At 69.8% G+C, this 25,611-nt stretch carries 24 protein-coding genes, 1 rRNA gene and 1 riboswitch; of the genes, 14 read left to right on the top strand and 11 right to left on the bottom strand.

Translation table 11 applies throughout. The annotated features are described in order from the left end of the window. Both rrf and ACWEQG_RS17410 read left to right on the top strand, forming a co-directional pair. Positions 1–88 (top strand): 5S ribosomal RNA (gene rrf / locus ACWEQG_RS17415); the annotation flags it as partial. A 1,639-nt stretch (positions 89–1,727) separates the two neighbouring features. Continuing rightward, positions 1,728–2,111, top strand: a complete 384-nt coding sequence (locus ACWEQG_RS17410; protein ID WP_346226448.1) for a cell division protein SepF — start codon at positions 1,728–1,730, stop codon at positions 2,109–2,111. A gap of 98 nt (positions 2,112–2,209) precedes the next feature. Here ACWEQG_RS17410 and ACWEQG_RS17405 read toward each other — a convergent pair whose 3' ends face one another. The 4 genes from ACWEQG_RS17405 to ACWEQG_RS17390 all read right to left on the bottom strand — a co-directional run bounded on the left by ACWEQG_RS17405 (position 2,210) and on the right by ACWEQG_RS17390 (position 7,210). Then, positions 2,210–3,523, bottom strand: a complete 1,314-nt coding sequence (locus ACWEQG_RS17405; protein WP_452285790.1) for a hypothetical protein — start codon at positions 3,521–3,523, stop codon at positions 2,210–2,212. 298 nt (positions 3,524–3,821) lie between these two features. After that, the gene (argS, locus tag ACWEQG_RS17400; protein ID WP_452285773.1) at positions 3,822–5,543 is read right to left on the bottom strand and encodes an arginine--tRNA ligase; all 1,722 of its coding nucleotides are present in this window, start codon (positions 5,541–5,543) and stop codon (positions 3,822–3,824) included. A gap of 51 nt (positions 5,544–5,594) precedes the next feature. Further along, positions 5,595–6,623, bottom strand: a complete 1,029-nt coding sequence (plsX, locus tag ACWEQG_RS17395) for a phosphate acyltransferase PlsX (RefSeq protein ID WP_452285771.1) — start codon at positions 6,621–6,623, stop codon at positions 5,595–5,597. 17 nt (positions 6,624–6,640) lie between these two features. Beyond that, positions 6,641–7,210 (bottom strand): DUF1707 SHOCT-like domain-containing protein, encoded by a 570-nt coding sequence (locus ACWEQG_RS17390; RefSeq protein ID WP_452285769.1) that lies wholly within the window; start codon positions 7,208–7,210, stop codon positions 6,641–6,643. A gap of 387 nt (positions 7,211–7,597) precedes the next feature. Between ACWEQG_RS17390 and ACWEQG_RS17385 the strand changes: the two genes are divergently transcribed. Beyond that, positions 7,598–8,560: a hypothetical protein gene (locus tag ACWEQG_RS17385; RefSeq protein ID WP_452285767.1), complete on the top strand. Its 963-nt coding sequence runs from the start codon at positions 7,598–7,600 to the stop codon at positions 8,558–8,560. Positions 8,561–8,699: 139 nt separating this feature from the next. On the opposite strand, the gene ACWEQG_RS17380 is transcribed toward ACWEQG_RS17385, so the two are convergent. The 4 genes from ACWEQG_RS17380 to ACWEQG_RS17365 all read right to left on the bottom strand — a co-directional run bounded on the left by ACWEQG_RS17380 (position 8,700) and on the right by ACWEQG_RS17365 (position 11,228). Beyond that, on the bottom strand, positions 8,700–8,870 hold the full coding sequence (locus ACWEQG_RS17380; protein ID WP_363463213.1) for a hypothetical protein: 171 nt from the start codon (positions 8,868–8,870) through the stop codon (positions 8,700–8,702). A gap of 61 nt (positions 8,871–8,931) precedes the next feature. Next, a complete protein-coding gene (locus ACWEQG_RS17375) occupies positions 8,932–9,468 on the bottom strand; it encodes a YbhB/YbcL family Raf kinase inhibitor-like protein (RefSeq protein WP_452285765.1) in 537 nt (178 codons plus the stop codon). 19 nt (positions 9,469–9,487) lie between these two features. Then, complete coding sequence (locus ACWEQG_RS17370; protein WP_363463217.1) at positions 9,488–10,216, bottom strand: ABC transporter ATP-binding protein; 729 nt, start codon at positions 10,214–10,216, stop codon at positions 9,488–9,490. Between the two features lie 106 nt (positions 10,217–10,322). Continuing rightward, the gene (locus ACWEQG_RS17365) at positions 10,323–11,228 is read right to left on the bottom strand and encodes an ABC transporter permease (protein WP_169986566.1); all 906 of its coding nucleotides are present in this window, start codon (positions 11,226–11,228) and stop codon (positions 10,323–10,325) included. Positions 11,229–11,620: 392 nt separating this feature from the next. Between ACWEQG_RS17365 and ACWEQG_RS17360 the strand changes: the two genes are divergently transcribed. From ACWEQG_RS17360 to ACWEQG_RS17340, 5 genes are all read left to right on the top strand, one after another. Next, a complete protein-coding gene (locus ACWEQG_RS17360; protein WP_452285763.1) occupies positions 11,621–13,306 on the top strand; it encodes a peptide ABC transporter substrate-binding protein in 1,686 nt (561 codons plus the stop codon). Positions 13,307–13,438: 132 nt separating this feature from the next. Then, positions 13,439–14,365, top strand: coding sequence for an ABC transporter permease (locus ACWEQG_RS17355; protein ID WP_363463210.1), 927 nt, complete (start codon positions 13,439–13,441; stop codon positions 14,363–14,365). After that, positions 14,358–15,305: an ABC transporter permease gene (locus ACWEQG_RS17350; RefSeq protein ID WP_346226439.1), complete on the top strand. Its 948-nt coding sequence runs from the start codon at positions 14,358–14,360 to the stop codon at positions 15,303–15,305. Before ACWEQG_RS17355 ends, ACWEQG_RS17350 begins: the two co-directional genes overlap by 8 nt. Before the next feature lie 13 nt (positions 15,306–15,318). Then, a complete protein-coding gene (locus ACWEQG_RS17345) occupies positions 15,319–16,350 on the top strand; it encodes an ABC transporter ATP-binding protein (RefSeq protein WP_452285761.1) in 1,032 nt (343 codons plus the stop codon). After that, the gene (locus ACWEQG_RS17340; RefSeq protein ID WP_452285759.1) at positions 16,334–17,350 is read left to right on the top strand and encodes an ABC transporter ATP-binding protein; all 1,017 of its coding nucleotides are present in this window, start codon (positions 16,334–16,336) and stop codon (positions 17,348–17,350) included. Before ACWEQG_RS17345 ends, ACWEQG_RS17340 begins: the two co-directional genes overlap by 17 nt. 11 nt (positions 17,351–17,361) lie before the next feature. Here ACWEQG_RS17340 and ACWEQG_RS17335 read toward each other — a convergent pair whose 3' ends face one another. Continuing rightward, a complete protein-coding gene (locus tag ACWEQG_RS17335) occupies positions 17,362–18,168 on the bottom strand; it encodes an SAM hydrolase/SAM-dependent halogenase family protein (protein ID WP_452285757.1) in 807 nt (268 codons plus the stop codon). 107 nt (positions 18,169–18,275) lie between these two features. Between ACWEQG_RS17335 and ACWEQG_RS17330 the strand changes: the two genes are divergently transcribed. From ACWEQG_RS17330 to ACWEQG_RS17315, 4 genes are all read left to right on the top strand, one after another. Then, positions 18,276–18,554, top strand: coding sequence for a DUF3263 domain-containing protein (locus ACWEQG_RS17330; protein ID WP_363463205.1), 279 nt, complete (start codon positions 18,276–18,278; stop codon positions 18,552–18,554). 108 nt (positions 18,555–18,662) lie between these two features. Next, positions 18,663–19,484: a trehalose-phosphatase gene (gene otsB / locus ACWEQG_RS17325; protein ID WP_452285755.1), complete on the top strand. Its 822-nt coding sequence runs from the start codon at positions 18,663–18,665 to the stop codon at positions 19,482–19,484. 10 nt (positions 19,485–19,494) lie between these two features. Then, the gene (locus ACWEQG_RS17320; protein ID WP_452285753.1) at positions 19,495–20,094 is read left to right on the top strand and encodes a hypothetical protein; all 600 of its coding nucleotides are present in this window, start codon (positions 19,495–19,497) and stop codon (positions 20,092–20,094) included. Between the two features lie 68 nt (positions 20,095–20,162). Further along, the gene (locus ACWEQG_RS17315) at positions 20,163–20,762 is read left to right on the top strand and encodes a hypothetical protein (protein WP_452285751.1); all 600 of its coding nucleotides are present in this window, start codon (positions 20,163–20,165) and stop codon (positions 20,760–20,762) included. A gap of 12 nt (positions 20,763–20,774) precedes the next feature. Here the strand turns inward: ACWEQG_RS17315 and ACWEQG_RS17310 are convergent, their stop codons facing one another. Together ACWEQG_RS17310 and ACWEQG_RS17305 are read right to left on the bottom strand one after the other, a co-directional pair. Further along, the gene (locus tag ACWEQG_RS17310) at positions 20,775–21,932 is read right to left on the bottom strand and encodes an MFS transporter (RefSeq protein ID WP_452285749.1); all 1,158 of its coding nucleotides are present in this window, start codon (positions 21,930–21,932) and stop codon (positions 20,775–20,777) included. Positions 21,933–21,970: 38 nt separating this feature from the next. Then, positions 21,971–23,395 carry an alpha,alpha-trehalose-phosphate synthase (UDP-forming) gene (locus ACWEQG_RS17305; RefSeq protein WP_452285748.1) on the bottom strand — a complete coding sequence of 475 codons (1,425 nt, stop codon included), beginning with the start codon at positions 23,393–23,395 and terminating at the stop codon, positions 21,971–21,973. Positions 23,396–23,498: 103 nt separating this feature from the next. Here ACWEQG_RS17305 and ACWEQG_RS17300 point away from each other — a divergent pair, with 103 nt between their 5' ends. Further along, complete coding sequence (locus ACWEQG_RS17300; RefSeq protein WP_363463198.1) at positions 23,499–24,050, top strand: RNA polymerase sigma factor; 552 nt, start codon at positions 23,499–23,501, stop codon at positions 24,048–24,050. 97 nt (positions 24,051–24,147) lie between these two features. Beyond that, a riboswitch (SAM riboswitch) is annotated at positions 24,148–24,287 on the top strand. Between the two features lie 14 nt (positions 24,288–24,301). Further along, on the top strand, positions 24,302–25,576 hold the full coding sequence (thrC, locus tag ACWEQG_RS17295) for a threonine synthase (protein ID WP_452285746.1): 1,275 nt from the start codon (positions 24,302–24,304) through the stop codon (positions 25,574–25,576). Positions 25,577–25,611: the final 35 nt, after the last annotated feature.

Genomic DNA, 25,611 nt, shown 5'->3' with positions numbered 1-25,611 from the left:
CGGTTACTTTCCGAACCCGGAAGTTAAGCCTGCCAGCGCCGATGGTACTGCACCGGGGACGGTGTGGGAGAGTAGGACACCGCCGGACAATCTTTCATATGGTAGGGCCATCCCGTTTGGGGTGGCCCTTCCGCATTTCCAGACCCCTTTTCCCCTGCGAAGGTTGTCGGGCTCGGTCCCGCGGGATGGGCGCTGAGGCCGTGGTGGTGCCGGCCCGATCCAGCCCCGGCCTCAGGCCCGGGTCCCGGCTGCGTGCCACCGTCGGCGGGCCGGGCAGCAGACCGGTCGTCACCTGCCCTGCCCTCACGGCGAGGCGGATTACAGACCCGGCGACGACATAGAACCAGGGAACACAGCCCCGGCCGATGACGGCCGGGGCTTTCGCATATCCAGGGGCAGGCACGGGGGCAGGTGCAGGGCTGGTAGGGCCGGCGGTGGTGGGCCCCAGGCCGATCCCCCAGCCCAACAGTGTGGGGCGTGAGCGTCGAGGGAGCGGAGCGGGCGGGAGGGAGGACCGCAGCGAAGGCCCAGCGAAGCGGGCTTCGCGAGGACCGGACCTTCCGGCCGGCGCAGTGACCAACCCCCACCCACACCCCCAGCTCGCTCCACCCCACACACATCCAAAGAGCTGGACGTGAGCGTCGAGGGATCGAACCACCCAGCCAGCTCAGTGACCAACCCCCACTCACACCGCCAACTCCATCCCACCCCAACACGCGTCCAAGCGGCACCCGTCCTCGTCCAGCCGCCCCACGATCCCCATACACCGCCGGCATTCCCACACCGGATGCCCATGCCCCACGCGTCCGTGTCGCTCACGCGTCCACGTCACTCACGCCGCCCCGCGGGGTCAGTTTCTGCCATGCGAGGTCGAGTCTTGATTTCAAGGGGCGGAGGCCATCGACCGGGCCGTGGTCCCCGCGAGAGAATCGGCGGGTGTTACTGGAGACGCCACGGTTGTCCTCGCGTGTCCTCGCACCGCTTTGCGGGCCGGGGGCGCGTAGGCGTTCGCCGTCTGCCGTCCGGGCCCTGGCGGATAGCTGTCGCTGCGGCGAGCGCCTCCGTCCGGACGGTGCTCCCCAGTTGCTGAACCAGTCGGTGGCCAAGGGCCCGCTCACCAGGCTGCGCGGAGGTCTGAGCGCCGGGATACGACGGACGTCTCGGGGCGTCGGCCGGGGCCGGATACGGCGGCCTTTCCCGTCCTCTTTCCGCAGGCAGGATTGCGGATCCGTACTGTGCCGGAGGCGCGAGAGACACCTCAAATGGAGCTCGATATGGAAGCCTCAAGGACGCGCTCGGGGCCGCTGCACCGTTATCGAAAATGCTTTCGATATGAGAATTCCGGCGTCTTCGTCGCACAATTCGATCTTCATTGGCGGCGTCGTGAATCGTGCCTCGCATGCGCAGCGCACCAGGGCCCACCTGCAAGATCGTGTTTCGGGAACCCGTCATCGGTGGCGTCCGTTGTGATCTACTGAAGGCGTGCCGTCGTTCGGGGTGACTGTGAGAAATGTTTGCGAAGGGTTCCATGGGGTAGGCGGGTTTGAGAGTTACCCTGGAAGGGCTGACGGAATTGACGATGAAGACACGAGTACCCGGCCTGCACATTATCCAGCCAACAACACTTAAATGGCCGGGCGTGTCGGTGGGGGTTCGCTGAATCGTCGATTACGGTTCCGCGTGTCGGGACGAGCCCGGAAAAGGACAAGCCGGAAAAGGACGAACCGATGGGGGCTGTGCGCAAGGTGGCGAGCTACCTTGGCCTGGGTGGGGCAGAGCAGTACGACGACGAGACCTATGCCGAGGACGAGTACGAGGACGACTGGATGCCGGCGGCCGAGCGTGCCGCCAAGCGTTGGCAGCCCAATGCCGACCCGGCCCGGATCGTCATGGTTCGCCCGCGGAAATACGACGACGCCCTGACGATCGGCCGGCACTTCCGCGAGGGCCACACGGTGGTCATGGACGTGGCGAGCATGTCGACGGCGGAGGCCACGCGAATGGTCGACTTCGCCGCAGGCTTGGCCTACGGCTGCGAGGGACGTATCGAGCGGATCGCGGACAAGGTCTTCCTGATCACTCCGGCGACGGTGGAGGTCTCCACCGCCTGAGACGCATCCGTGTGATCGCATGGATGCGCATCCGCGGACGAGACTGTGCCCGCCGCCCTTCCTGGGCGGCGGGCACAGTCGTCCGCGGTGCAGGCGCCCTACGCGGCCCGCGGGCCCCGGCGCAGGAGGGTGGAGACTTCCGTCAGGTCCCGGGCGGCGGCGGAGGCGCGCTCCTCGGACTCCCTGGCGTACTCGTGCAGGGCCCAGACGGCTTTGTCGGCAAGGTCGGCGAGCTTGCCGGCCCGTGTCTGGACGTACCGCACGTCCGAGTGTTCCTTGATGCGATGCCGCCACAGCAGGTGCCCGCCCCCGGCGCCGATCATCAGGCCGACGAGGGCGAGCGGCAGCGAGACCACGAACCCGGCGGCGAAGACGACGACGGCGAGGACCAGCAGGACGTATCCGGCCCAGGGCCGGGTGCGCTTCGGCACGCAGTCGGTGACGAGCCGCTGCTCGGCCGCGGCCATCGACTCCTGGTCGGGTCCCTCGGGCCTGAGCGTGATCGGATAGCCGAGGATCGGCACGTGCAGGGTGTCGGGCGGCGGTTCGCGCACGACCTCGACGAGGGCCTCGGCGGCCGCCCTGACGGCCGGCGCGGCCACGTGCAGGGCGAGCGCCGCCAAGTGGGGGTCGGCGTCGGGACGCAGGTCCTCCAGCAGATGCCCGGTGAGCGAGCTCAGCGGCCCTTCCTGACCGCGCTGGCCCGCCAGGGCGCGGAGCACGGCCAGCGGCTCGTCCTCGGCCCACACGGTGCCACGTACGATCTTGGTGACCTCGCCGGCCTGCCGGGTGGAGGTGATCTCGGTGCAGCGCTCGCGCAGACGGTTCAGGGTGACCGACGCCCGCAGCGACCGTTCGATCTCGGGGACCTTGGCCAGTTCGGGGAACGCCTCCAGCGAGGCGGGCACGGCCGTCTCCGGCAGACCGGGGACCAGCGCCTTCAGCCATCGGTCGTCGGTGTCCGGCACGTCGACCGCGTCCAGCTTGCGCAGTACGAAGATCTTGCCGACCGGTCCGTACGCCCCGCGGGCGGCGGCGAGCCACAGCGCCCGCTGGCCGGGGGTCACCGGACGGTCTTCGGACAGGTCGCCGAACGCGGTGCCGAGCCAGGAGGCGTGGATCCGGTCGCCGTGGCCGCAGACGGCGAGGGCCAGGCACAGGAACAGGGCGGTGCGCCGCTCGTCCAGCTGGTTCGCCAGGGCCAGTGGCTCCAGGGCGTCCTTGCCGGAAGTGATGAGGACGAGCGCCTCTACGGCGGGCCCCAGCCAGTAGCCCGGCACGTCCGTGATGCCCGGCGGCAGGTCGGGCGCCGTCCCGTCGGCCGCGAGGCTGACGATCAGTGCCTCGGCGTAGCGGTGTAGCTCCGTGGCCTCGGCCAGGTTTTCGAAGTCCGGACTCGTGGTCAGGTCCATGCTCACGCGGAACGCTCCCCGAGGGGTCGGCTGGCACTCCCTTGACCGCGCCAGACTAGACGCTTGGTGCGACAGTCATGGACGAGGCGCGCCGTGGACGGCCGTGACCCGTGGAAACGGCAAGGCCGGGCCGCCCAGGAGCGGGCGGCCGGCCATGGACGTATGGGGACGGCATCTCCACCATCCCCGTCATCCGGGTCATCCCCGGCATCCCAGGCACCTGTGGATGCGCGGACGGCGTCCGCGGCCTCGAGAGAGCCGTCCTCCGTGTCCGCCGGAGCGGGATCCGGCACCCCGCTCACATCCGCTCGGGGACTTCGATGCCGAGCAGGTCGAGCCCGCGCAGCAGCACACGCAGGGTGAGCGCGGCCAGGGCCAGACGCGACTGCCGTACGGACTCCTCCTCGGCCTTGAGGACCGGGCAGCTTTCGTAGAACGAGGTGAACGTCTGGGCGACGTCGAACAGGTAGTTGCACAGCCGGTGGGGCTCGGAGAGTTCGGCGACGGCCGCGACGACCGAGCCGAAGCCGAGCAGCTGCAGCGCGAGCGCCCGCTCGGCCGGGTGGCCCAGCGTGATCGGACCGGTGGCCGACTCGGGCTCGATCCCGCCGTTGCGAAAGATCGACCGGATGCGGGCGGTGGCGTACTGGAGGTACGGCCCGGTGTTGCCGGTGAGAGCGAGCATGCGGTCGAAGTCGAACACGTACTCGCTGTCGTGGCTCACCGACAGGTCCGCGTACTTGACGGCGCCCATGCCGACCTGGCGCGCGATCTGCCGGCGGGTCTCGGGGTCGTACCCGCGCTCGGCGATGACGGCCTCGGCCCGGACGACGGCCTCGTCCAGCAGCTCGGTGAGCTTGATGGACTCGCCGCTGCGGGTCTTGAACATCTTGCCGTCGCTGCCGAGCACGCTGCCGATCTGCACGTGCTCCGCCTTCACGTCGTCGTGCAGCCAGCCGGCCATCCGCGCCGCGGCGAAGACCATCTGGAAGTGGAGCGACTGGGTGGCGCCCACGACGTACAGGACGCGGTCGGCCTTCAGGTCGCGCACCCGGTAGCGGATCGCCGCGAGGTCGGTCGTGGCGTAGCCGTACCCGCCGTCGCTCTTGCGGACGATGAGCGGCAGCGGCTGGTCGTCACGGCCCTTGAACCCGGGCGGGAACACGCACAGCGCGCCCTCGCTGATCTCGGCCACGCCCGTGCGCTCCAGCTCGTCGCAGACGTCGGTGAGCATGGGGTTGTACATGCTCTCGCCGGCGATGTCGTCGTCGGTCAGCGTGACGCCGAGCGTCCGGTACACCTTGGTGAAGTAGCGGTTGCTGTAATCGATGAACTCGCGCCAGAGCCGCAGGGTCTCCGGGTCGCCGCCCTGCAGCAGCGGCACCCGGCGGCGGGACCGCTGCTGGAACTCGGGGTCGTTGTCGAACTTGTGCCGCGCCGCCTGGTAGAAGGCGTTGCCGTCGCCGGCGGCGAGCATGCCGAGGGCCTCCTCCTCGCCGATGTCGAGGAGGTGCTCGATGAGCATGCCGAACTGGGTGCCCCAATCGCCGAGGTGGTTCTGCCGGATCACCTGGTTGCCGACGTGTTCATGGGTACGCGCGAGGGTGTCGCCGACGATCGTGGTGCGCAGGTGGCCGACGTGCATCTCCTTCGCGGCGTTCGGCGCGGAGTAGTCGACGATCACGGTCTGCGGGGCAGGCTGCGGCACGCCGATGCGCTCGTCGAGCAGCCGCTGCCCGGCCTGCTCGGCGATCCAGCCGTCGCGGAGCGTCAGGTTGAGGAACCCGGGCCCGCTGACCTCCACGCTCACGTCGTTCGTGTCGAGGTGATCGGCGATCGCCTGGGCGACCTCCCGCGGGGCACGTCGGAGCCGCTTGGCCAGGCTGAGCGCGACGTTCGCCTGGTAGTCGGCGAACTGGGAGGGCCTGATCAGCGGATCTTCGGTGGCGTACTCCGGACCGAAGGCGGAACCCAGCGCCTGCTGGACCCGCTCGGTGAGCACGAGCTGCGGGTCGGTCATGCGTCAAGCTTATCGGCGCGCGGCTTCCGCCCGCCGTCCTATATCCGGTGGTCACCAGCGGCGGTGCGGCTTGTTGTTGGAGGCGATGCGCTCGCCGATCCTGGCGACGATGCCCTGGGCCGACAGGCGGGCCGCGAGCTCGCAGGCGGCGGCCACGCCGCGCGCCCGTGACGAGCCGTGCGCGATCACCACGGTGCCGTTGAGACCGAGCAGCACGGCCCCGCCGTGCGCCTCGGGATCGAGCCGGCCGGCCAGCTCCCGGAGCCGGGACCGCTGCAGCATCCCGCCGAGCCTGGCCACGCGGCTGTCCGCGATCGCCTCCCTGAACTGCTCGAAGGCGTACCGCACCGTGCCCTCGACGGTCTTGAGCGCGACGTTGCCGGTGAACCCGTCGGCGACGACCACGTCGACCTTCCGGGTGAGCAGGTCGTGCCCCTCGATGTTGCCGGTGAAGTCGATCCCGGGCGTGGCGGCGAGCAGCTCGTGAGCCCGTTTGGCGAGTTTGTTGCCCTTCGAGGCCTCGGCGCCGATCGTGAGCAGGCCGACACGGGGACGCCGCAGGCCGAGCGCCGATTCGGCGTACGCCACGCCGAGGTGGGCGAACTGCACCAGCATCTCCGGCTTGGCGTCGGCGGTGGCGCCCGCGTCGAGCAGCACGGTCGGCTGGGGCAGCGTCGGCAGGCCGACCGCGATCGCGGGGCGTACGACCCCCTGCTGGGCCCGCAGCCGCAGCCGGCCGGTGGCGACGACGCCCGCCGTCGATCCCGCGGACACGACCGCGCAGGCGTCGCCGCGCCGGACGAGGTGGCAGGCGACGGCGATGCTGGAGCGGGGCCGTCTCAGGCTCGCCAACGCGCCCTCGTCCATCGCCAGCGCCTCCTCCGCGCGGACGATGGGGATCTCGGTGACGGCGTCGTGCTCGCCCAGCTCCTGGTAGAGCAGACGGGGGTAGCCGACGAGGACGACGGGCACGCCCCGCTCCCGCACGGCCTGTACGGCTCCCGCGACGATCTCCGCGGGCGCGTTGTCGCCGCCCATGGCGTCGAGCGCCACGGGCAGCGCACGGCCGGTGGGCTGCATGGCCGCATCGTAGGCCGTCAGCGACGTGTCCCGCGGTAAACCACGATCTTGCCGAACCGCGCGTTGCCGGTGACGCGGATCAGCGGGCCGTCGCCGTCGCCGTTCCCGCCGGTCACCGAGCGCTTCGAGAAGACCGCGCTGCCCTCGTCGATCACCCTGGCGTCGGCCGGCACGGTGACGATGAGCTTGCCGCAGAAGGAGTTCAGCTCCAGCGTCACCTCACGGCCGGGCAGCACCGCGTCGCTGAGGTCCACGATCAGCGCCCCGAAGACCGAGCTGAGTTCGGTGTGCCGCCCGGCGACCCAGCGCCCACGCCGGATGATCTTGCTGAACACCGCGGAGACCCGGTGCCGCTCCGTGGCGGGCGTGGCCGGGGGACGGGCCACGTCGGGCAGGTCCCTGACCAGGGGCACGAGGTCGCCGACGGTCACCGCGCTGTAGGCGGCGTCGAGCCGGTCCGCGTGCTCGACGCTCGTCAGGCGGCCGGTGGCGAGCGCCTCGCCGAGGACGGCGGCGACCTGGTCGCGGTCGGCGTCCGAAGCGCGCTGTGCGGGGTCGTCGCCCGCATGGGGGGTGAGGAGAGTCACTCCGCCAGCGTAACCCCTGTCGAGATATGTCGCGATAAGGCGAGCTAGTGATCGGTCCCGGCGGGGCCGGGTCGCGAGGCTCGGCGGCGCGTCGCTAAAAGTGAGCGGAAAGATCTGTCGCCGGGCCTGGGCGTCGTGTTTACCGTGGCTTTCTCCGGAGGCGGGATTGCGGTGACCGCGAAGTGGTCGTCCGGTGCTTGATATACCGACTTTCCGGGCGGGCGCGGGCCGTGGATCCCCTGCTCGGCAGGGCTTTCGGCCGTGATCGGGCCTGATAGAAATGCCGACGTCTTTGTCGGCGTGCTCGCCGACGCACGGGGGTTCTTGGGTTCGTCATTCCCACTCTCGTGAAAAGGAATATGAACCGGGGGCAAGTCAATGAAACGAGTGGTTAGGACAGCCGTCGTCGCCGTCACGATCGGTATCGCCGGCATGCTCGCCGCGCCCGCGCAGGCCGACGTGTGCGCTCAGAAGTGCACGGAGCACCGGGTCGCGTCGGTGGCGAGGCTTCTGGCCGATCTGCAGGGCACGGCCGTCGGCGGGGCGACGAGCGGCGTCGCCGCGCAGGCCGACGCGGCCGCCGAGGTGGCGGTGAACCTGACCGCTGACATCAGGGCCCACCTCCTCGCCGTCGCGAAGCTCTGCGGCACCGTCACGGCCGGTCTGTCGGCCGAGGCGAACGCCCAGATCAACGCCGCGGCCGACATCGCGGCCGACATCGTGGCCGACGCGACCGTCACCGTCACCGCGAACGTGGTCGCGCGGCTGGAGGCCCACCTGACGGCCGCCCTGGTCGCGGTCGCAAACGTCAACGCGAACGTCTACGCGGCGGTGGCCGCCAAGGCGGACGTCGCGGCGGACCTCACCGCCCAGGTCGGCAGGCCGGTCGTCGCCGTCACCGGCCAGACCGCCGCCGCCGTGGACGCCTCGGCGGCGGCCGTCGCCACCGTGGGCGCCGCTGCCCACGCCGGGCTCAACGCCACCGCCAGGCTCAGCTTGCTGCTCAGCGCGAAGGCCGCCGTCGCGGCTACCGCGGGCAGCGCGGGCGGCCTGCTGGCGCTGGTGCCGTGCGACACTCCGGCGGACGGCGCCATGAGCAGCACCCAGGCGACGGCCACCGATGCCGCCGCCCGGGCCGACGCCAACGCCCACGCGGTCACCAGGACCGTCCGCGGCACGACGGACGTTCCGGCGCGGGGAGCCGCCGCGACGACGGGAGCGGCGGCCGGGCTGGCCACCTCCGCGACGGCCACGGCCGACGCCGCGGCGTCGAGCACGGTCTCGTCCGCCCCGGGCACGGTGTCCAACGTCGCGCCGCCGACCGCGCGGCAGGGCGGCTACGGCAGGTGATCGACGCCTGAGGCCTCCTCCGCCGCCGCCAAGGCGATACGCCGAGTGGCACCGGAGACCTCGCGTACGGCAGGACCACCGGAAAGACGTCGATGACGAAAGCGGCCGGCGCCCCTGAGGGGCGCCGGCCGTCCGCACGCTAGTTCGGTGAGTCGGTATGCAGGCGCAGGTGGGTGCGCCTGGCGATCTGGGCTTGCAGGCGGGCCATCTGCCAGTGCAGCTCGATGAGCTGCTCGGCGATCAGCCCGACGGGAAGCTCCGAGGGATCTTCGGCGGCCAGATTGTCGATCGCCGTCGCCAGGTCGCTCATCCGCCCCTCCCCTATGTCGAATCTCCGTTCGAATCATAGTGGAACGAGCGGCCCTCACGCATCAGGTTTCGTACACAGGTGCGATATAGCCGCGGGCGAGCGTGTTGGCCGTGATGTTGAACCCGACCACGGCCGGCGGCGTGTCGGCGTCGACGCCCAGGGACTCCACGCCGAGGGCGTGCACGGCGAAGAGGTAGCGGTGCGGGTAGCCGGGAGGCGGCGCCGCCCCGCCGTACTCCTTGGTGCTGAAGTCGTTGCGCGCGTGTTTGGCGCCCTCGGGCAGTGCCTTGAAGTCGGGGCCGTTGCCCGCGCCCGCCGGCAGTTCCGTGACGCCGGCCGGGATGTCGTACAGCACCCAGTGCCAGAAGCCGCTGCCCGTGGGCGCGTCGGGGTCGAAGCAGGTGACGGCGTAGCTCTTGGTGCCCTCCGGGGCGCCCGACCAGCGCAGATGCGGAGAGACGTTCTGCCCGCTCATGCCCCAGTCGTTGAACACGTGGGCCTCGGGGAGCCGCTCGCCGTCGCGTACGTCGTCGCTCTCGACGGTCAGCGCGGGCACCTCGGGCAGATGGTCGTACGGGATCGGTGGCGGCGTCGGCACGGTCACCCCTCCGTTTCTCTCAGGCCTTGTTGTACGCCTCCAGGACCTCCTGGGGGTCGCCTTCCATTCTGATCTTTCCCTTGTGCAGCCAGATCACCCGGTTGCACGTCTCCTCGATCACGTCGAGGTTGTGGGCGACCAGGAAGACCGTGCCGGCGGACTCGCGCATCTGCTTGATGCGCTGCTGGCTCTTCTTCTTGAACTCGCGGTCGCCGGTAGCGAGGGCCTCGTCGATGAGCAGCACGTCGTGCGTCTTGGCGGAGGAGATGGCGAAGCGCAGCCGGGCGCCCATGCCGGACGAGTACGTCGACATGGGGAACTGGACGAAGTCGCCGATGCCGGAGAAGTCCACGATCTCGTCGTACTTCTCGCGTACATCGGCCGGCGTCATGCCCATCGCGTAGCAGCCGAGGATGATGTTGCGCTCGCCCGTCAGCTCCTTCATGAGGGCCGCGTTGACGCCGAGGAGCGACGGCTGGCCGTTGGTGTAGACGGCGCCCTTGTGCGGGGGCAGGAGGCCGGCGATCGCGCGCAGCAGCGTCGACTTGCCCGAGCCGTTGCGGCCGATGATGCCGATGGCGTCGCCGTGGTGGGCGACGAAGCTCACGCCTTTGACGGCGTGGACCTCCTTCATCTGCGGCCGGCCCTGCCGCCGCAGGATGCGCATGAGGGCGTTGGCGGCGTTGCCCTTCTCGGACTCGCTCGCGGCGCCGTACACCTTGTAGACGATGTGCAGGTCGTCCACGATGACCGTCGGGGTCCCGACCTTGGGATTGCGCGTCTCGGGGGTCTGCGTCTCGGAATTCTGCGTCTCGGAATGCTGGGGCGCCACCTGCGACAGCTCCTCGGTCAGCTCAGCCACGGCCGTACCTCTCCTCGGCCCGCCAGAAGTACCAGAAGCCGACGATCAGCGCGAACACTGCCCAGAATAGACAAGTCACCCACGCCCAGCGCTCGGGGAAGCGCTGGTAGATCAGAAGATCGCGCATGAACTCGATGTAGGCGGCGGCGGGGTTGAACTCCAGGACCCAGCGGAGGAGCTCCGGCAGCTCCCTGGTCTTGTCGTCGATCGCGTAGAAGACGCCGGAGGCGTACAGCCAGGTGCGGGTGATGAACGGCATGAGCTGGTTCAGGTCCCGCATGAACGCGCCGAGGCGGGCCATGAACATGGCCATGCCGATGTTGAAGACCAGCTGCATGAGCAGGGTGACGGGGATCAGCAGCCAGAGCCAGGTGATCGGCTCCCCGGTGACGAGCACCAGGAGGACCAGCACGGCCATGGAGTAGCCGAGCTGCTGGAGCTCCTGCATGGTGTACGCGAGCGGGAGCGAGGCGCGGGGGAAGTGGAGCGCCCGGATGAGCGACAGGTTCGACGAGATGGACTTGGCGCCGCTGATCACCGTGCGCTGGGTGAAGGTGAATACCATGACCCCGGTGATGAGGAACGCCGGGTAGTTCTCGATCGACTTGCTCTGCCCCAGAATGACGCCGAACATCAGCCAGTACACCGCGGCGTTGAGCAGGGGGGTCAGCACCTGCCAGAGCTGGCCGAGCATCGACTCGGAATACTTCGAGACGTTGCGCGAGGTGGCGTACGTGAGGATGAAGTGCCGCCGGTCCCACAGTTGGCGCAGGTAGGCGGGCATGCTGGGGCGTGCGATGGCGCGTCGTAGTCCGTGACGCTCGGCGAGCGCGGCCAGCGACTCCGGGGCTCGGCCGCCACCCTGGGCCTCCGCGAGCGCGGATTCCGGCTGGCTCATGGCATGGACTCTATTGGATGGAGGTCGGTGGGACGGCTGTCGCACCGGACGTGGCTGCGACTGGTCAAAGGTAGCCCAGGACATCCTCGTCCGGGGACCGGGAGGCGGGTGTCGTCTCCCTCCTTGGCCAAAGGACCGGCAGTCTGTCGGTATATGTACTCTAAAGGGGAGTTTGATGCCGTGCTGGGCATTTAAGGTTGGGCTCACGAGAATGTGTGTGACGCCCGACTGACGCACGTGTGACCGAACTGCAACGTGCCGGAGACTCCTCTGGTGCGTCCGGTAAGGGATGCTCCGGACGACTGGCAGGACGTCAGCTGGTTTGACGAAGCCCGGCAAACCGGGTGCTAACCAGCGCGAACGCCCATCCTTAGAGGGAGGACCAATCCACTATGCGCGTGACTAAGGGCGCGAAGATCGCCACCGGCACCGCGCTGCTTGCGCTCGGCGTCGCCGCGTGCGGCGGGGGCGGCGGTTCCAGTAGCGGCGGCGGGGACAACCCCCGGGCCGCGTCGGGAACCGTCTACATCCGTGGCTGTGAGCCCCAGACCGGCTTCGTCCCGGGAAACATCAACGAGACCTGCGGCGGCACGATCAACGACTTCGTGTACAGCAAGCTCGTTCAGTACAACTCGGACACGGCCGCCCCTGAGCTCGACCAGGCCGAGTCGATCGAGACCACCGACAACAAGGTGTGGACGATCAAACTCAAGCCCGGTCTGAAGTGGACCGACGGCACGCCGGTCACCGCGAAGAACTACGTCGACGCCTGGAACTACACCGCCTACTCGCCGAACGCTCAGCTCGGCAGCTTCTGGTTCGGTGACATCGTGGGCTTCGACAAGGTCAACACGGCCGACCCCGACGGCCCCGACGGGCCGAAGGAGGCTCCGAAGCCGGAGACCGACAAGCTGGAGGGACTGGAGGTCGTCGACGACCTCACCTTCAAGGTCACGCTGACCGCGCCGATCTCGGTGTTCCGCACCAAGCTGGGCTACTCGACCTTCTCGGCGCTGCCGGAGGCCTTCTTCAAGGACCCGAAGGGCTTCGCCCAGAAGCCGATCACGAACGGCCCCTTCAAGTTCGTGCAGTGGGACCACAACTCGCAGATCATCGTCGAGGCCAACCCCGACTACCCCGGGCCGGAGAAGCCCAAGGTCAAGAAGATCGTCTACAAGATGTACAAGGACGACAACGCGGCCTACGCGGACCTGGTCTCCAACAACCTCGACTTCACCGAGCTGATCCCGCCGTCCGCCCTCGCCGGCGACAAGTGGAAGACCGACCTCGGCGACCGCGCGATCGACGGCCAGCAGGGCGTCATCCAGACGCTGACCTTCCCGGTGTACGACAAGGAGTTCGGCGGCAACGCCGACTTCCGCAAGGCGGTCTCGTACGCGATCGACCGCAAGACGATCACCGAGAAGATCTTCAACAAGGGCCGTAGCCCGATCAACGGCTGGGTCTCCCCGATCGTCGAGGGCTTCAAGGACGGCGCCTGCGGCGACCTGTGCACCTACAACCCCGCCAAGGCCAAGGAGCTGCTCGCCAAGGCCAAGTCCGAGGGCTACACCCCGCCGGCCGAGTTCCCGATCTGGTCCAACGCCGACGGCACCCACAAGGACTGGATCGAGGCCACGGTCAACAGCATCAACCAGGCCTTCGGTCCCGACGCGGGCGTGAAGTTCGTGCACAAGGACATGCCCACCTTCGCCGAGCTGCGCGACACCATCACCCAGCACAAGATCAAGGGCGCGTTCCGCACCGGCTGGCAGATGGACTACCCGCACATCGAGAACTTCCTGAACCCGCTGTACAAGACCGGCGCCTCCTCGAACGACGGTCTCTACAGCAACAAGGCTCTCGACGCGAAGCTCCACGAGGCCGACACCGCCACCGACCCCGCGCAGGCCAACGCCCTCTACCAGGAGGCCGAGGCTATGCTGCAGCAGGACATGCCCGCGATTCCGCTGTGGTCCTACGGCCTGCAGGCCGGCACCTCCAAGTGGGTGACCGGCGTGAAGGTCACTCCCTTCGGCGTGCTCGACCCGCTGTCGATCGCGATCAAGGAAGCGTAGGACAGCTCGTACGTGAACCCCCCGAGGCCGGTTCCCCCACCGGGGCCGGCCTCGTGGGCTGTCCATTCGCGAACTCCGTGTTGACCCACGGGGGGCGCATGTACGACCTTTAGCGTCAGATCGGAGGTGCGCATGGGCCGATACGCGATCCGGCGCCTGCTGCAACTCGTGCCTGTCGTGCTCGGCACGACGTTCATCATCAACTACATGGTCTGGCAGCTCCCGGGCGACCCGTTCGCCGGGAGATGCGGCCAGCGGCCATGCCCGGACTCCTACGTCACGGCCATGCGCGAGCAGTTCGGCCTGGACCAGCCGCTCCTGCTGCAGTACTGGAACTTCCTGAAGAACCTGTTCACCGGCAACCTCGGCACCGACTTCAACGGCGTCTCGGTGGCGAGCCAGCTCGGCGACGCCTGGCCGATCACCATCAGGCTCGCGCTGATGGCGGTGGCCTTCGAGGCGATCATCGGGATCGGCGCCGGCGTGCTGTCGGGCCTCAAGCGGGGCGGCTTCATCGACAACGTGGTGACGCTCTCCACGCTGTTCCTGCTCTCCCTGCCGATCTTCGTCACCGGCTACCTGCTGCAGTGGGTGCTCGGCGTGCAGCTGAACGTGATCTCGCCGACCGTGACGGACGCCGCGACCGTACCCGAGCTGATCGTTCCCGCGCTCGTGCTGGCCAGCCTCAACATGGCCTTCACCGCGCGGCTCACGCGTACGAGCATCGTGGAGAACCTGCGCTCCGACTACGTGCGCACGGCCGTGGCCAAGGGGCTGAGCAACCGGCGGGTGGTCGGGATCCACCTGCTGCGCAACTCGCTCATCCCGGTGCTGACGTTCCTCGGCACCGAGGTCGGCTCGCTGATGTCCGGCGCGATCATCACCGAGGGCATCTTCAACATCCACGGCATCGGCGGCCTGCTGTGGCGGGCCATCAACGGTCAGGACTACACGATCGTGGTCCCCGTGGCCACGCTGCTCGTGCTCGTGTACCTGATCTCCAACCTGCTCGTCGACCTCCTCTACGGCGTGCTCGACCCGAGGATCCGCTATGAGTGACCCGACCGCGACGCAAGACCTGATCAAGGGTGCGGACGATCCGGCCGCGAGTCCGGTCGCGGTCCGGGAGAGCCAGCGCAGCCTCTGGCGCGACACGTGGGACATCCTGAAGCGACGCAAGATCTTCTGGGTCTCGCTCGTGATGCTGATCGTGTTCCTCCTGATGGCGGCCTTCCCGTCGCTGTTCACGCACAAGGACCCGGAGTACGCGACGCTCGCCAAGAGCATGGAGCTGCCGAGCTCCGAGGCATGGTTCGGCTACGACCTGCAGGGCCGGGACGTGTGGGCCAGGACCATCTACGGCGCCCGCACCTCGATCATCGTCGGTGTGCTGGCCACGCTGGCCACCGTCCTGCTCGGCGGCCTGACCGGCGTGCTGGCGGCCTACTTCGGGCGCTGGCTCGACGCGATCATCTCCCGCGTCGGCGAGATGTTCCTCGGCCTGCCGTACGTGCTGGGCGCGATCATCATCCTCGGCACCGTCGCGCCGGCCCAGTCGAACCCCGGCAAAGCGATGATCATGGCGGTCGTCATCATCGTGCTCGCCCTGCTGGGCTGGCCGATCCTGATGCGCATCGCCCGCTCGGCCGTCATCCAGGCCAAGCACCAGGACTACGTGCAGGCCGCCAGGGCGCTCGGCGCCGGACCGCTGCGGATCATCTTCCGGCACCTGCTGCCGAACTCGCTGGCGCCGATCCTCGTGTACGCCACGATCACGATCGGCAGCTACATCGGCGCCGAGGCCACGCTGTCGCTGCTCGGCATCGGCCTGCGTTCGCCGGTCATCTCCTGGGGCATCGCGATCGCCGACCACACCTCGTACCTGCGGACCGGTCCGCACGCCATGTTCTTCCCGGCCGCGTTCCTGTCCCTGTGCGTGCTGACCTTCGTCATGCTCGGCGAAGCCGTACGCGACGCCCTCGACCCGAAGCTTCGATGAGGAGGCACAGCGAGTGACGGAAGTGCTTTCCGAGCAGATGGGCAGGGGCTCCCACAGCGGCGCCCTGCTGGAGGTCGACGACCTCCACGTCGAGTTCCGCACCCGGGCCGGCGTGGCCAAGGCCGTCAACGGCGTGACGTACAGCGTGGACGCCGGCGAGACGCTCGCCGTGCTGGGTGAGTCGGGCTCCGGCAAGAGCGTCACCGCCCAGACCATCATGGGCATCCTCGACATGCCCCCGGGGAAGGTGACCGGCGGCGAGATCCGCTTCCGCGGCGTCGACCTGCTCAAGCTCCCCGAGGACCAGCGCAGGAGGATCCGCGGGGAGGGCATCTCCATGGTCTTCCAGGACGCGCTGTCGTCGCTGAACCCGGTCTTCCCGGTCGGCTGGCAGATCGCCGAGATGTTCCGCATGCACCGCGGCACCTCGCGGGCGGAGGCGAAGAAGAAGGCCGTCGAGCTGATGGACCGGGTCAGGATCCCGGCCGCCAAGGACCGGGTCAACGACTTCCCGCACCAGTTCTCCGGCGGTATGCGGCAGCGCATCATGATCGCCATGGCGATCGCGCTCGACCCGGAGATCCTGATCGCCGACGAGCCGACCACGGCGCTCGACGTGACCGTCCAGGCCCAGATCATGGGGCTGCTCGCGGAACTGCAGCGCGACAGCAACATGGGACTGATCCTGATCACCCACGACCTCGGCGTCGTCGCCGACGTCGCTGACAAGATCGCGGTCATGTACGGCGGCCGCATCGTCGAGAACGCGCCGGTGCACGAGCTGTACAAGAACCCGGCCCACCCCTACTCGAAGGGGCTGCTCGAATCCATCCCCCGGGTGGACCACAAGGGCCAGGAGCTGTACGCGATCAAGGGCCTGCCGCCCAACCTGCTGGAGATGCCGACGGGCTGCGCCTTCCACCCGCGGTGCCCGTACCGGCGGGACAACTGCGTGACCGACGTTCCCCCGCTGTACACGATCAGTGGCACCCGCGGCAGCGCCTGCCACTACTGGAGGGAGGTCATCGATGAAGGCGAGCGCTGAGTCGATCCTCGAAGTCCGCGATCTGGTCAAGCATTTCCCGCTCACCCAGGGCGTCGTCGTCAAGCGGCAGATCGGCGCGATCAAGGCTGTGGACGGGGTCTCCTTCGACCTGCACCGGGGTGAGACGCTCGGCATCGTCGGCGAGTCGGGCTGCGGCAAGTCCACCCTGGCCAAGCTGCTGATGGCGCTGGAGCGGCCCACGTCGGGCTCCGTACGCGTCCACGGCAGGGACATCACCACGGCCAGGGGCGCCGAGCTCAAGCGGATGCGCCGCAACATCCAGATGGTGATGCAGGACCCCTACACCTCGCTGAACCCGCGGATGACCGTCGGCGACATCGTGGGGGAGCCGTTCGAGATCCACACGGACGTCGTGCCGAAGGGCGGCCGGCGGCGCCGGGTGCAGGAGCTGCTCGAGGTGGTCGGCCTCAACCCCGACCACATCAACCGCTACCCGCACCAGTTCTCCGGCGGTCAGCGTCAGCGCATCGGCATCGCCCGCGGCCTGGCGCTCCAGCCTGAGATCATCATCTGCGACGAGCCGGTCTCCGCGCTCGACGTGTCGATCCAGGCCCAGGTCATGAACCTGCTGGAGCGGCTGCAGAACGAGTTCGACCTCGCCTACATCTTCATCGCGCACGACCTGTCGGTGGTCCGCCACATCTCCGACCGGGTCGCGGTGATGTACCTCGGCAAGATCGTCGAACTGGGCAGCGACGCCCAGATCTACGACAGCCCGACGCATCCGTACACGCAGGCGCTGCTGTCGGCCGTGCCGGTGCCGGATCCGGAGGGCCGGGAGACGCGCCAGCGGATCATCCTCCAGGGCGACCCGCCCTCGCCGGCCAACCCGCCCTCGGGCTGCCACTTCCGCACCCGGTGCTGGAAGGCGCAGGACATCTGCGCCCAGCAGGCGCCGGCGCTCGAGGTGCGCCCGGGCAGCGATCACCCCAGCGCGTGCCACTTCGCGGAGGCCCGCGACGTGGTGAACGCCCAGTAGGACCGGCCGGGTCAGCGCCCGGGCGACAGCCGTACGTGCGCGCCCGGGGGCAGACCCAGGCGGTCGGCGGCGTCCCCGGCGTTGATCGCCATCGCGACCAGGCCTGCGGAGTCGGCGAACGCCACCAGGTCGCCGGGCGGCACGGCGGTGAACGTCTCGCGGAACGGCACGGTGACCTGGCGGCGCCCGAGCCACACGGCCAGGGTGTCGCCGAGCCGTACGCCGAGCTCGGCCAGGTCGGTGGCGGTGATCGACAACTGGACGTTGCCGTGCCTGTCCACCGACAGCACCTCGCCCTCCGCCGCGCCGTCCCGCAGCCGGCAGGTCGGCGCGGGCAGGGTCACCAGGCGGTTCACCGGCATCGGCGGCCCCACATCCGCGACCGCGCGCCCGGTGCACAGGTGGGCGGCCACCGGGGCGAACAGATCCCGTCCCGGGAACGTCGGAGAGACGCTCTCCAGGAACAGGTCCGTGTTCGTCAGCTCGTAGGCCGCGTCGGCGCCTCCGGCGGCGCGCACGGCCCACGACAGGATGCCGTTGTCCGGGCCGAGGAAGACCCGTCCTCCGGCCTCCACCGCGACCGGGCGCCGGTTGCCGCCCACGGCGGGATCGACGACCGCGAGATGGACGCCGGCCGGCAGGTAGGGCAGGGTCTGCGCGAGGATGGCCGCGCCGCGCCGTACGTCCCCGGCGGGGACGAGATGACCCACGTCGATGATCCGAGCCTGCGGAGCGATGCCCGCGATCACGCCGTGGCACGCGGCGACGAACCCGTCCTCCAGCCCGTAGTCGGTCAGGAGCGTGATTACAGAGCTCACATCACGTGACACTACGTCCGTCCCGCCCGGCCTGAACACCCCGGGTTCGCCTCGCTGGTTCGCGCATTACCATGGGACGGGCTCGCGAGCCGATCGAGGAGGAGCGGATGGACACCGAACCGGCCGGCGACGGGCCCGGCCTCTCGGACCGCGACCGCGAGATGCTCGCGTTCGAGCGCCAGTGGTGGCGTTACGCGGGCGCCAAGGAACAGGCGATCAGGGAGGCCTTCGGCATCTCCGCGACCCGGTACTACCAGTTACTCGGGGAGCTGATCGACCGGCCGGAGGCGCTGGAGCACGACCCCATGCTCGTCAAGCGGCTGCGCCGGATGAGGGCCGGCAGGCGGCGCGACCGCTCGGCCCGCCGATTCGGACTCAACTCCTAGCGCCTCTCCCGCGGCACCGGCTTTTTCCCCTTCGCACGCATGAGCCCCGCCACCGGGGCATGAGGCCGTCCCGAGGCGTACGCATCTGACCCCCACCGGAGTGAGGCCATGACCCTGCCCGCGCACGCAGGAATCGACGCGATCGTCTCCGATCCGGCCGGCGCCGTGATCGGGCTCGACTACGACGGCACGCTCTCCCCGATCGTGCCCGACCCCGCCGCCGCCCGGGTGCATCCCGGCGTTCCCGGCGTGCTGGCCGCCCTCGCCCCGCTGGTGCGCGCCGTCGTGATCGTCACGGGCCGCCCGCCGCGTACGGCGCTGGCCCTCGGCGAGGTCTCCGGCGGGCCGTCCCTCGCCGACGTGCCCGGTCTGGTGATCCTCGGCCACTACGGCCTGGAGCGCTGGGAGGACGGCCGCCTGACGGCGCCGCCGCCCCCGCCGGGGCTCGACCTCGTCCGCGCCCGGCTGCCCGAGCTCACGGCGGGCCTCGACGGGGTGTGGATCGAGGACAAGGACCGGGCCGTCGCCGTGCACACCCGGCGGTGCGCCGACCCCGCGGGGGCGCTGGAGGCGCTGCGCGGGCCGGTCGCGGCGCTGGCCGGGGAGGCCGGGCTGACGGTCGAGCCGGGCCGCATGGTGCTGGAGCTGCGGCCCGCCGGGATGGACAAGGGACGGGCCCTGTCGGCCTTCCTCGCCGAGCGCGGCGCCCGCTCGGTCATGTTCGTCGGAGACGACCTGGGGGACCTCGCCGCCTTCGGCGCGGTCGAGACGGCCGGGATCCCCGGCGTACGCGTGTGCAGCGGGTCCGCGGAGGTGACCGCGCTGGCGGAGCGCGCCGACGTGGTGGTGGACGGGCCCGACGGCGTCGTGACACTTCTCGGCGACCTCGTGGCAAGGATGGGCAAGCCGTCTGCAACCCGCCGGGCGTAACGTCCTGGGCATGAGGAAGACGATCTCGGCCGCGGCGGTCGGCCTGGCCGTGCTCGCGGCGTCCCTGGCGGTTCCCACGGCGGCGTACGCGAGCGACAGCGCGGCCACCAAGACGTTGCACCTGCGCAAGGGCCTGACCCTCAAGATCCCCTCGTCCTGGCGGGTCGACGCCGGTCGCGCGGACTGGCTGCGCGTCATCACCGGCTCGTGCCCCACCAAGGGCACGGACACGTACGGCTTCCGCGACTCGGGGTGCCACAGCTTCTGGATCCTCGGCCCCAAGGCCATCAAGGTGGGCCATGAGCTGTTCCAGGCGTACACGCCGGACGGCCCGTTCTATCCGGCCACCGACGTCGGGCCCTGCCCGGTCAAGAAGAAGCTCTACATCGGCCGGACCACGCTCGCCGAGAAGGGGCTGCGGCAGGTCGGGCCGGGGCACAAGGCCGACTACCGCGACTGGGCGGGCACCTGCAGGACCCTGACCTCCGGCACGGTGAAGGCCCGGTTCAACCAGCGCGAGTGGTACCTGCCGACGTCGCGGATCCTGGTGGTCGACCAGTGGAGGACCCCGGGTCTCGCCGCGATCCTCGAGGACGCGACCTGGAGCTGAGCGCTTGGCGATCTCCTGCCTATCGGGCCACAAGTCGTCCGCAAGTGACCGCGCCTAGTGTTTCCGGCATGTTCAGAAAGACGATCTCGGCCGCGGCGGCCGGTCTGGCCGTGCTCGCGGCGTCCCTGGCGGTTCCGGCGGCGGCGTACGCGAGCGAGAGCGGCGGCACCAAGCAGGTCCGTCTGCGCAGCGGCCTGACCCTCACGATCCCCAAGTCGTGGAAGGTGGACAAGGACGACAAGGACTGGGTGCGCGTCATCACCGGCTCGTGTCCCACCCTCGGCACCGAGGACTACGGTTTCCGCGACTATGGGTGCCACGGTTTCTGGATCCTCGGCCCGAAGGCGCTCAAGATCGGGGGGCACACGTTCCAGTCCTACAAGTCGAAGTACGGATTCGACCCGGCGACCGACGTCAGCATCTGCCCGAAGAGCTACAAGCTGTACAAGGGCGAGTGGAAGCTCGCGGACAAGGGGCTGCGGCAGGTCGGGCCCGGCCACAAGGCGGACTACCACAAGTGGGCGGCGACCTGCGTCGACAAGAAGTGGCGGGTGAAGCTGCACTACAACCAGCGCGAGTGGTATCTGCCCTCGTCCAAGGTGCTGGTCCTCGACCAGTGGGACCACCCGCAGCTGGCCGCGATCCTCAAGAACGCGACCTGGAACTGACCGGTCCGGGGCTCAGGACCGCGACCGGGAGCCCACGACTCCGCCCGCGGCCACCGCGATGAGGGCGGGCGCGAGCAGGAACGCCGTGTGCGTCCCGAAGCCGTCCCCCAGCGCGCCGAGCACGAACGGCCCGCTGCCCGAGCCCACGCCCGCCCAGATCGAGGCCGTGCCGGACGCCTGGTCCGGCCGGCCTCCCGACACCTCGATCATGCGCGTCAGGCCCATGGGGAACTGGACCGAGATGCCGAGCCCGCTGAGCGCGAGCCCGGCGTAGCAGACCGGCGCCGAGGTCCCGGTCCAGAACAGCGTCCAGCCCGCCAGGGTCACCCCGAGCGAGCCCAGCAGCACCACTCCCGGAGTGAAGCGCAGGGCCAGCCGGGCGCCGCCGAACCGGCCCGCGGCCATGCCGGCCAGCATCGCGGTCAGCCCGGTCGCCGCCACGCCGGGCGACAGGCCGGTCCGCTGGCCGAACAACGCGGCGGCCCACAGGTTGAAGGCGAACTCCAGGGCCACGCAGCACAGCAGCACGAAACCGGCGACGTGGAAGCGCCAGCCGTACGGGACCCGGAGAGAGGCCGCGGGCGACGGCGGCGGGACGGGCGCGGGCGGCACCCACACCCGGCCCATGACCAGGGCCAGCACGAGGGTGGCCGCCACCGGGACGAACAGCGAGGGGCGCCAGCCGATCGGCGACTCGGCCACCACGCTGAAGACGTAGGTGGTGGCGATGCCGGCGGTGACGCCGACCGCGTTGGCCTCGCTGATGACGGCCGCCCCGGCCGGGCCGTGGTGGTCGCTGAGCACCGCCATCATCACGTACAGGGCCGTCGAGCCGCAGCCGCCGGCGAGGGTGAAACCGGCGAGCGTGAGCGGAAGCGAGTGTCCGAACGCGACGAGGAGCACCCCGGCGTTCATCCCGGCCAGGCCGCCCCAGATGACGGCGCGGCGTCCGAGCCGCCTGGTCAGCGTGGGCAGGGCCAGCCCGCCGGCGATGCCGCCGAGCGCCATCCCGGTGCCGTGCAGCCCGGCGACGGCCTGGGACACGCCGAGTTCGGCGCGCAGGAGCGGCACGGCGGCCGACAGGCCGTACAGGTAGGTGGCGAAGGTGGCGAGCTGCAGGTAGACCAACCAGGTGGGGCCGTCCCTGGTGACCTTTATGTTGCGTTCCAAAACCAGGCAAGGTTAGCGCAAAAACGACAAATCCTTGCTCAAAGCAGCGCGGCGAGCTGGTCCTCGAACCAGCGCTGGGGCGGCAGGGCGGTGGCGGCCTCCCGCAGCCGCAGGCCGCGCGTGAGACGTTCCTGCTCCGGCAGCGTCAGCGCCTCGTGCAGCGCCGCCGCCGTGCCGGACACGTCGTACGGGTTGACCAGCAGCGAGTCGGCCCCCAGCTCGGCCGCCGCGCCCGCCTCGCGCGACAGCACCAGCGCGCACCGGGGCGACAGGATCGGGCCCTCCTTGGCCACCAGGTTCATGCCGTCCCTGATCGGGTTGACGAGCAGGACGTCGGCCAGCCGGTAGGCGGCCAGGGAGCGCGGGTAGTCGTCGTTGACGTTGAGGATGAGCGGGTCCCAGTCCTCGGTGGCGTACTCGTCCTCGATCTCCTTCGCGCAGCGCTGCACGGCCGCCGTGTATTCGCGGTACTCGGGCAGGTCGTGCCGGGAGGGGTAGGCGAACGCCAGGTGGACGACCCGGCCGTGCCACTCGGGATGGGCGGCCAGGAACTCCTGGTAGGCCCGCAGGCCGCGCACGATGTTCTTGGACAGCTCGGTGCGGTCGATGCGCACGATGAGCTTGCGGTCGCCGACGTGGTCTTTGATCGCGGTCATGTGCGACTCGACGTCCGGCTCGGCCGCCCGCGCCCGCAGCGCCTCCCCGTTCACCCCGAGCGGATGGACGCCGATCCTGGTGGTCCGCCCGTCGTAGGTCACCGTACGGGCGGCGTGGTCCACCCGGGCTCCGAGCAGCACGTCGCAGCAGTCCATGAAGGAGCGGGCCCAGCGGGCGGTGAGGAACCCCGCGTGGTCGGCGCCGAGGATGCCGGTCAGCACCTCGGCCGCGACGTCCTCGGGCAGCAGCGCGAAGTATTCGGGCGGCGCCCAGGGCGTGTGCGAGAAGTGGCCGATGCGCAGGTCGGGGCGGTCGACCCGGAGCATCGCCGGGGTCAGCGTCAGGTGGTAGTCCTGCACCATGACGCGCGCCCGGGGCGCCGCCTCCTCGGCGAGGGCCAGTGCGAAGGCCCCGTTGTACGTGCGGTACGACTCCCACTCCCGCCGGAACCGCGTGCCGAACTCGGGGGAGAAGGGCGTGTTGTACAGCAGGTGGTTGACGAACCAGAGGGTCGAGTTGGCCACGGCGTTGTAGGCGCGGTGGAAGACCGCGGGCGGGATGTCCAGCATGCGGATCGGCCCCGTCTCGAAGGCCCGGTCGAGCCGGCCGCCGGGCGCCTGGCGCACCGCGCCCCGGTCGCCGTCCGACAGCGCGGCGCAGACCCACAGGACGTCGGTGTCCCTGACCACCTCGGACAGGCCCGAGACCAGGCCGCCACCGCCCCTGCGCATGGTCAGGCCGCCGTCCTCCGACAGCGTGAAGGACACCGGGCCCCTGTTGGACGCGATAAGAACGGTGCTGCTCATCTGGGCTGTCCCTCGATCAGAGCGGGCGCGCATGCCGGAAGATTAATAAAAGCCGACCTCCGTCAATAGGATGTCAACCGATCGCGGAAGGGCTGGATACGGCATGGCACTGGACGACACGACCGAGGACCTGGCCCGATCGGCTGCCCAGGGGGACCATCGCGCGCTCGGTGAACTGCTGCGACGCATCGAGCCCGACGTGCTGCGGCACTGCGAGAGGCTTCTACCGTATCGGCAGGACGCGGAGGAGGCCGCGCAGGACACGCTGCTCGCCGTGGCACGCAACATCGGCAGGTTCGAGGGGCGCGCCAAGTTCAGCACCTGGTTGCACATCGTGACCGTGAACTGCGCCAGGACCACCTACCGCTCGCTGAAGCGGCGCTCGTCGGAGCAGGCGGAGGAGCTGCCCGACCAGCGGCCCGATCCCCGGCGGGTGAGCGTCATCGCCGGGTCGCGGCTCGACCTGCTCGACGCGATGGAGGCGCTGGAGGCCGAGCGGCCCGACCTCGCCCAGGCGCTCGTGCTGCGCGACATCTGCCAGCTCGACTATTCGGAGGTCGCCGACCAGCTGAAGATCCCCCTCGGCACGGTCAAGTCCCGGATCCATCAGGCGCGCAAGTACGTGCAGGCCGCTCTCGGCGAGGCGTACGGCTGATACGGATCGTCTCGTTATGTGAGACATCGGAACGGACACCGAGGACGCCGGGGTACAGTGCTAGGGACCTTTCTCGGAAAGGTTCCACAACTGAACATGCTCATCCAGAGGGGTGGAGGGACCGGCCCTGCGAAGCCCCGGCAACCTCCCCGGTGTCGAACTCGTGTCCACGAGGCCCGGCCGGGACAGGTGCCAATTCCGGCTCGCGGCCAGGGTGGTCGCGAGCGAAGATGAGGGAAAGGCCTCGCTTCATGGCGCACACCAGCACTGCCGCTAAGACCGCCGCGAACACCGTCGAGTTCGGCCCCGCCACGGGTCTTTCGTGTCGCGAATGCGGCACGCTTTATGAACTCGGCCCGATCTTCGCCTGTACGGAGTGTTTCGGCCCCCTTGAGGTGGCGTACGAATTCGGCGAGATCCGCCGGGAGGACATCGAGTCCGGTCCGGCGAACATCTGGCGGTACCGCTCCCTGCTCCCCGTTCCCGCCGACGTGGCGGCCAAGCCCAACCTCCAGCCCGGCTGGACCAAGCTCGTGAAGGCCGACAGGCTGGCCGCCGAGCTGGGGCTGCGGTCGCTCCACGTCAAGGACGACTCCGGCAACCCCACCCACTCCTTCAAGGACCGGGTCGTCTCGATCGCGCTGGAGGCCGCGCGCAACTTCGGCTTCCACACCCTGTCGTGCTCCTCCACCGGCAACCTCGCCGGCGCGGTGAGCGCGGCCGCCGCCCGGGCCGGACTGGACTCCTGCGTGTTCATCCCCGCCGACCTGGAGCCGGCCAAGGTCGTCATGGCCGCGGTGTACGGCGGCCGTCTGGTCGCCATCGACGGCAACTACGACGAGGTCAACCGCTTCTGCTCGGAGCTCATCGGCGACGAGCTGGGCGAGAAGTGGGGCTTCGTCAACGTCAACCTCCGGCCCTTCTACGCCGAGGGCTCCAAGACGCTGGCGTACGAGATCGCCGAGCAGCTCGGCTGGCGCCTGCCCGACCAGATCATCATCCCGGTGGCCTCCGGTTCGCAGCTCACCAAGATCGACAAGGGCTTCCGCGAGCTGATCAAGCTGGGGCTGGTCGAGGATCGGCCGTACCGGATCTTCGGCGCGCAGGCCGAGGGCTGCTCGCCGGTCTCCCGGGCGTTCAAGGCCGGGCAGGACGTGGTGCAGCCGGTGCGGCCCGACACCATCGCCAAGTCGCTGGCGATCGGGAACCCGGCGGACGGGCCGTACGTGCTCGACATCGCCCGGCGGACGGGCGGCGCGGTGGAGGACGTGAACGACCAGGAGATCGTCGAGGCGATCCGCCTGCTGGCCAGGACCGAGGGCGTCTTCGCCGAGACGGCGGGTGGCGTCACGGTCGGCGTGCTGCGCAAGCTGGTGCGCGAGGGGCGCCTCGACCCCGACGCCGAGACCGTGGTGCTGAACACCGGCGACGGGCTCAAGACGCTCGACGCGGTGGCCGAGCACGCCCGCCCCACCGCCGTCATCCGTCCTTCTCTCGACGCCTTCCGTGCGGCATTCGCCAACTGAAAGCGTTTCACCAGGCCCATCGGCAGCAACGAAAG

This window comes from Microbispora sp. NPDC004025 (assembly GCF_053604425.1).
The sequence above is the reverse complement of the archived record's forward strand: the minus strand, read 5'-3'. Positions and strand labels throughout refer to the sequence as shown.

Coding starts and splice junctions, on each gene's coding strand:
- ACWEQG_RS17410 (WP_346226448.1), top strand. CDS start 1,728: ATGGGGGCTGTGCGCAAGGTGGCGAGCTACCTTGGCCTGGGTGGGGCA.
- ACWEQG_RS17405 (WP_452285790.1), bottom strand. CDS start 3,523: ATGGACCTGACCACGAGTCCGGACTTCGAAAACCTGGCCGAGGCCACG.
- argS (WP_452285773.1), bottom strand. CDS start 5,543: ATGACCGACCCGCAGCTCGTGCTCACCGAGCGGGTCCAGCAGGCGCTG.
- plsX (WP_452285771.1), bottom strand. CDS start 6,623: ATGCAGCCCACCGGCCGTGCGCTGCCCGTGGCGCTCGACGCCATGGGC.
- ACWEQG_RS17380 (WP_363463213.1), bottom strand. CDS start 8,870: ATGAGCGACCTGGCGACGGCGATCGACAATCTGGCCGCCGAAGATCCC.
- ACWEQG_RS17365 (WP_169986566.1), bottom strand. CDS start 11,228: ATGAGCCAGCCGGAATCCGCGCTCGCGGAGGCCCAGGGTGGCGGCCGA.
- ACWEQG_RS17360 (WP_452285763.1), top strand. CDS start 11,621: ATGCGCGTGACTAAGGGCGCGAAGATCGCCACCGGCACCGCGCTGCTT.
- ACWEQG_RS17355 (WP_363463210.1), top strand. CDS start 13,439: ATGGGCCGATACGCGATCCGGCGCCTGCTGCAACTCGTGCCTGTCGTG.
- ACWEQG_RS17350 (WP_346226439.1), top strand. CDS start 14,358: ATGAGTGACCCGACCGCGACGCAAGACCTGATCAAGGGTGCGGACGAT.
- ACWEQG_RS17340 (WP_452285759.1), top strand. CDS start 16,334: ATGAAGGCGAGCGCTGAGTCGATCCTCGAAGTCCGCGATCTGGTCAAG.
- ACWEQG_RS17330 (WP_363463205.1), top strand. CDS start 18,276: ATGGACACCGAACCGGCCGGCGACGGGCCCGGCCTCTCGGACCGCGAC.
- otsB (WP_452285755.1), top strand. CDS start 18,663: ATGACCCTGCCCGCGCACGCAGGAATCGACGCGATCGTCTCCGATCCG.
- ACWEQG_RS17320 (WP_452285753.1), top strand. CDS start 19,495: ATGAGGAAGACGATCTCGGCCGCGGCGGTCGGCCTGGCCGTGCTCGCG.
- ACWEQG_RS17315 (WP_452285751.1), top strand. CDS start 20,163: ATGTTCAGAAAGACGATCTCGGCCGCGGCGGCCGGTCTGGCCGTGCTC.
- ACWEQG_RS17305 (WP_452285748.1), bottom strand. CDS start 23,395: ATGAGCAGCACCGTTCTTATCGCGTCCAACAGGGGCCCGGTGTCCTTC.
- ACWEQG_RS17300 (WP_363463198.1), top strand. CDS start 23,499: ATGGCACTGGACGACACGACCGAGGACCTGGCCCGATCGGCTGCCCAG.
- thrC (WP_452285746.1), top strand. CDS start 24,302: ATGGCGCACACCAGCACTGCCGCTAAGACCGCCGCGAACACCGTCGAG.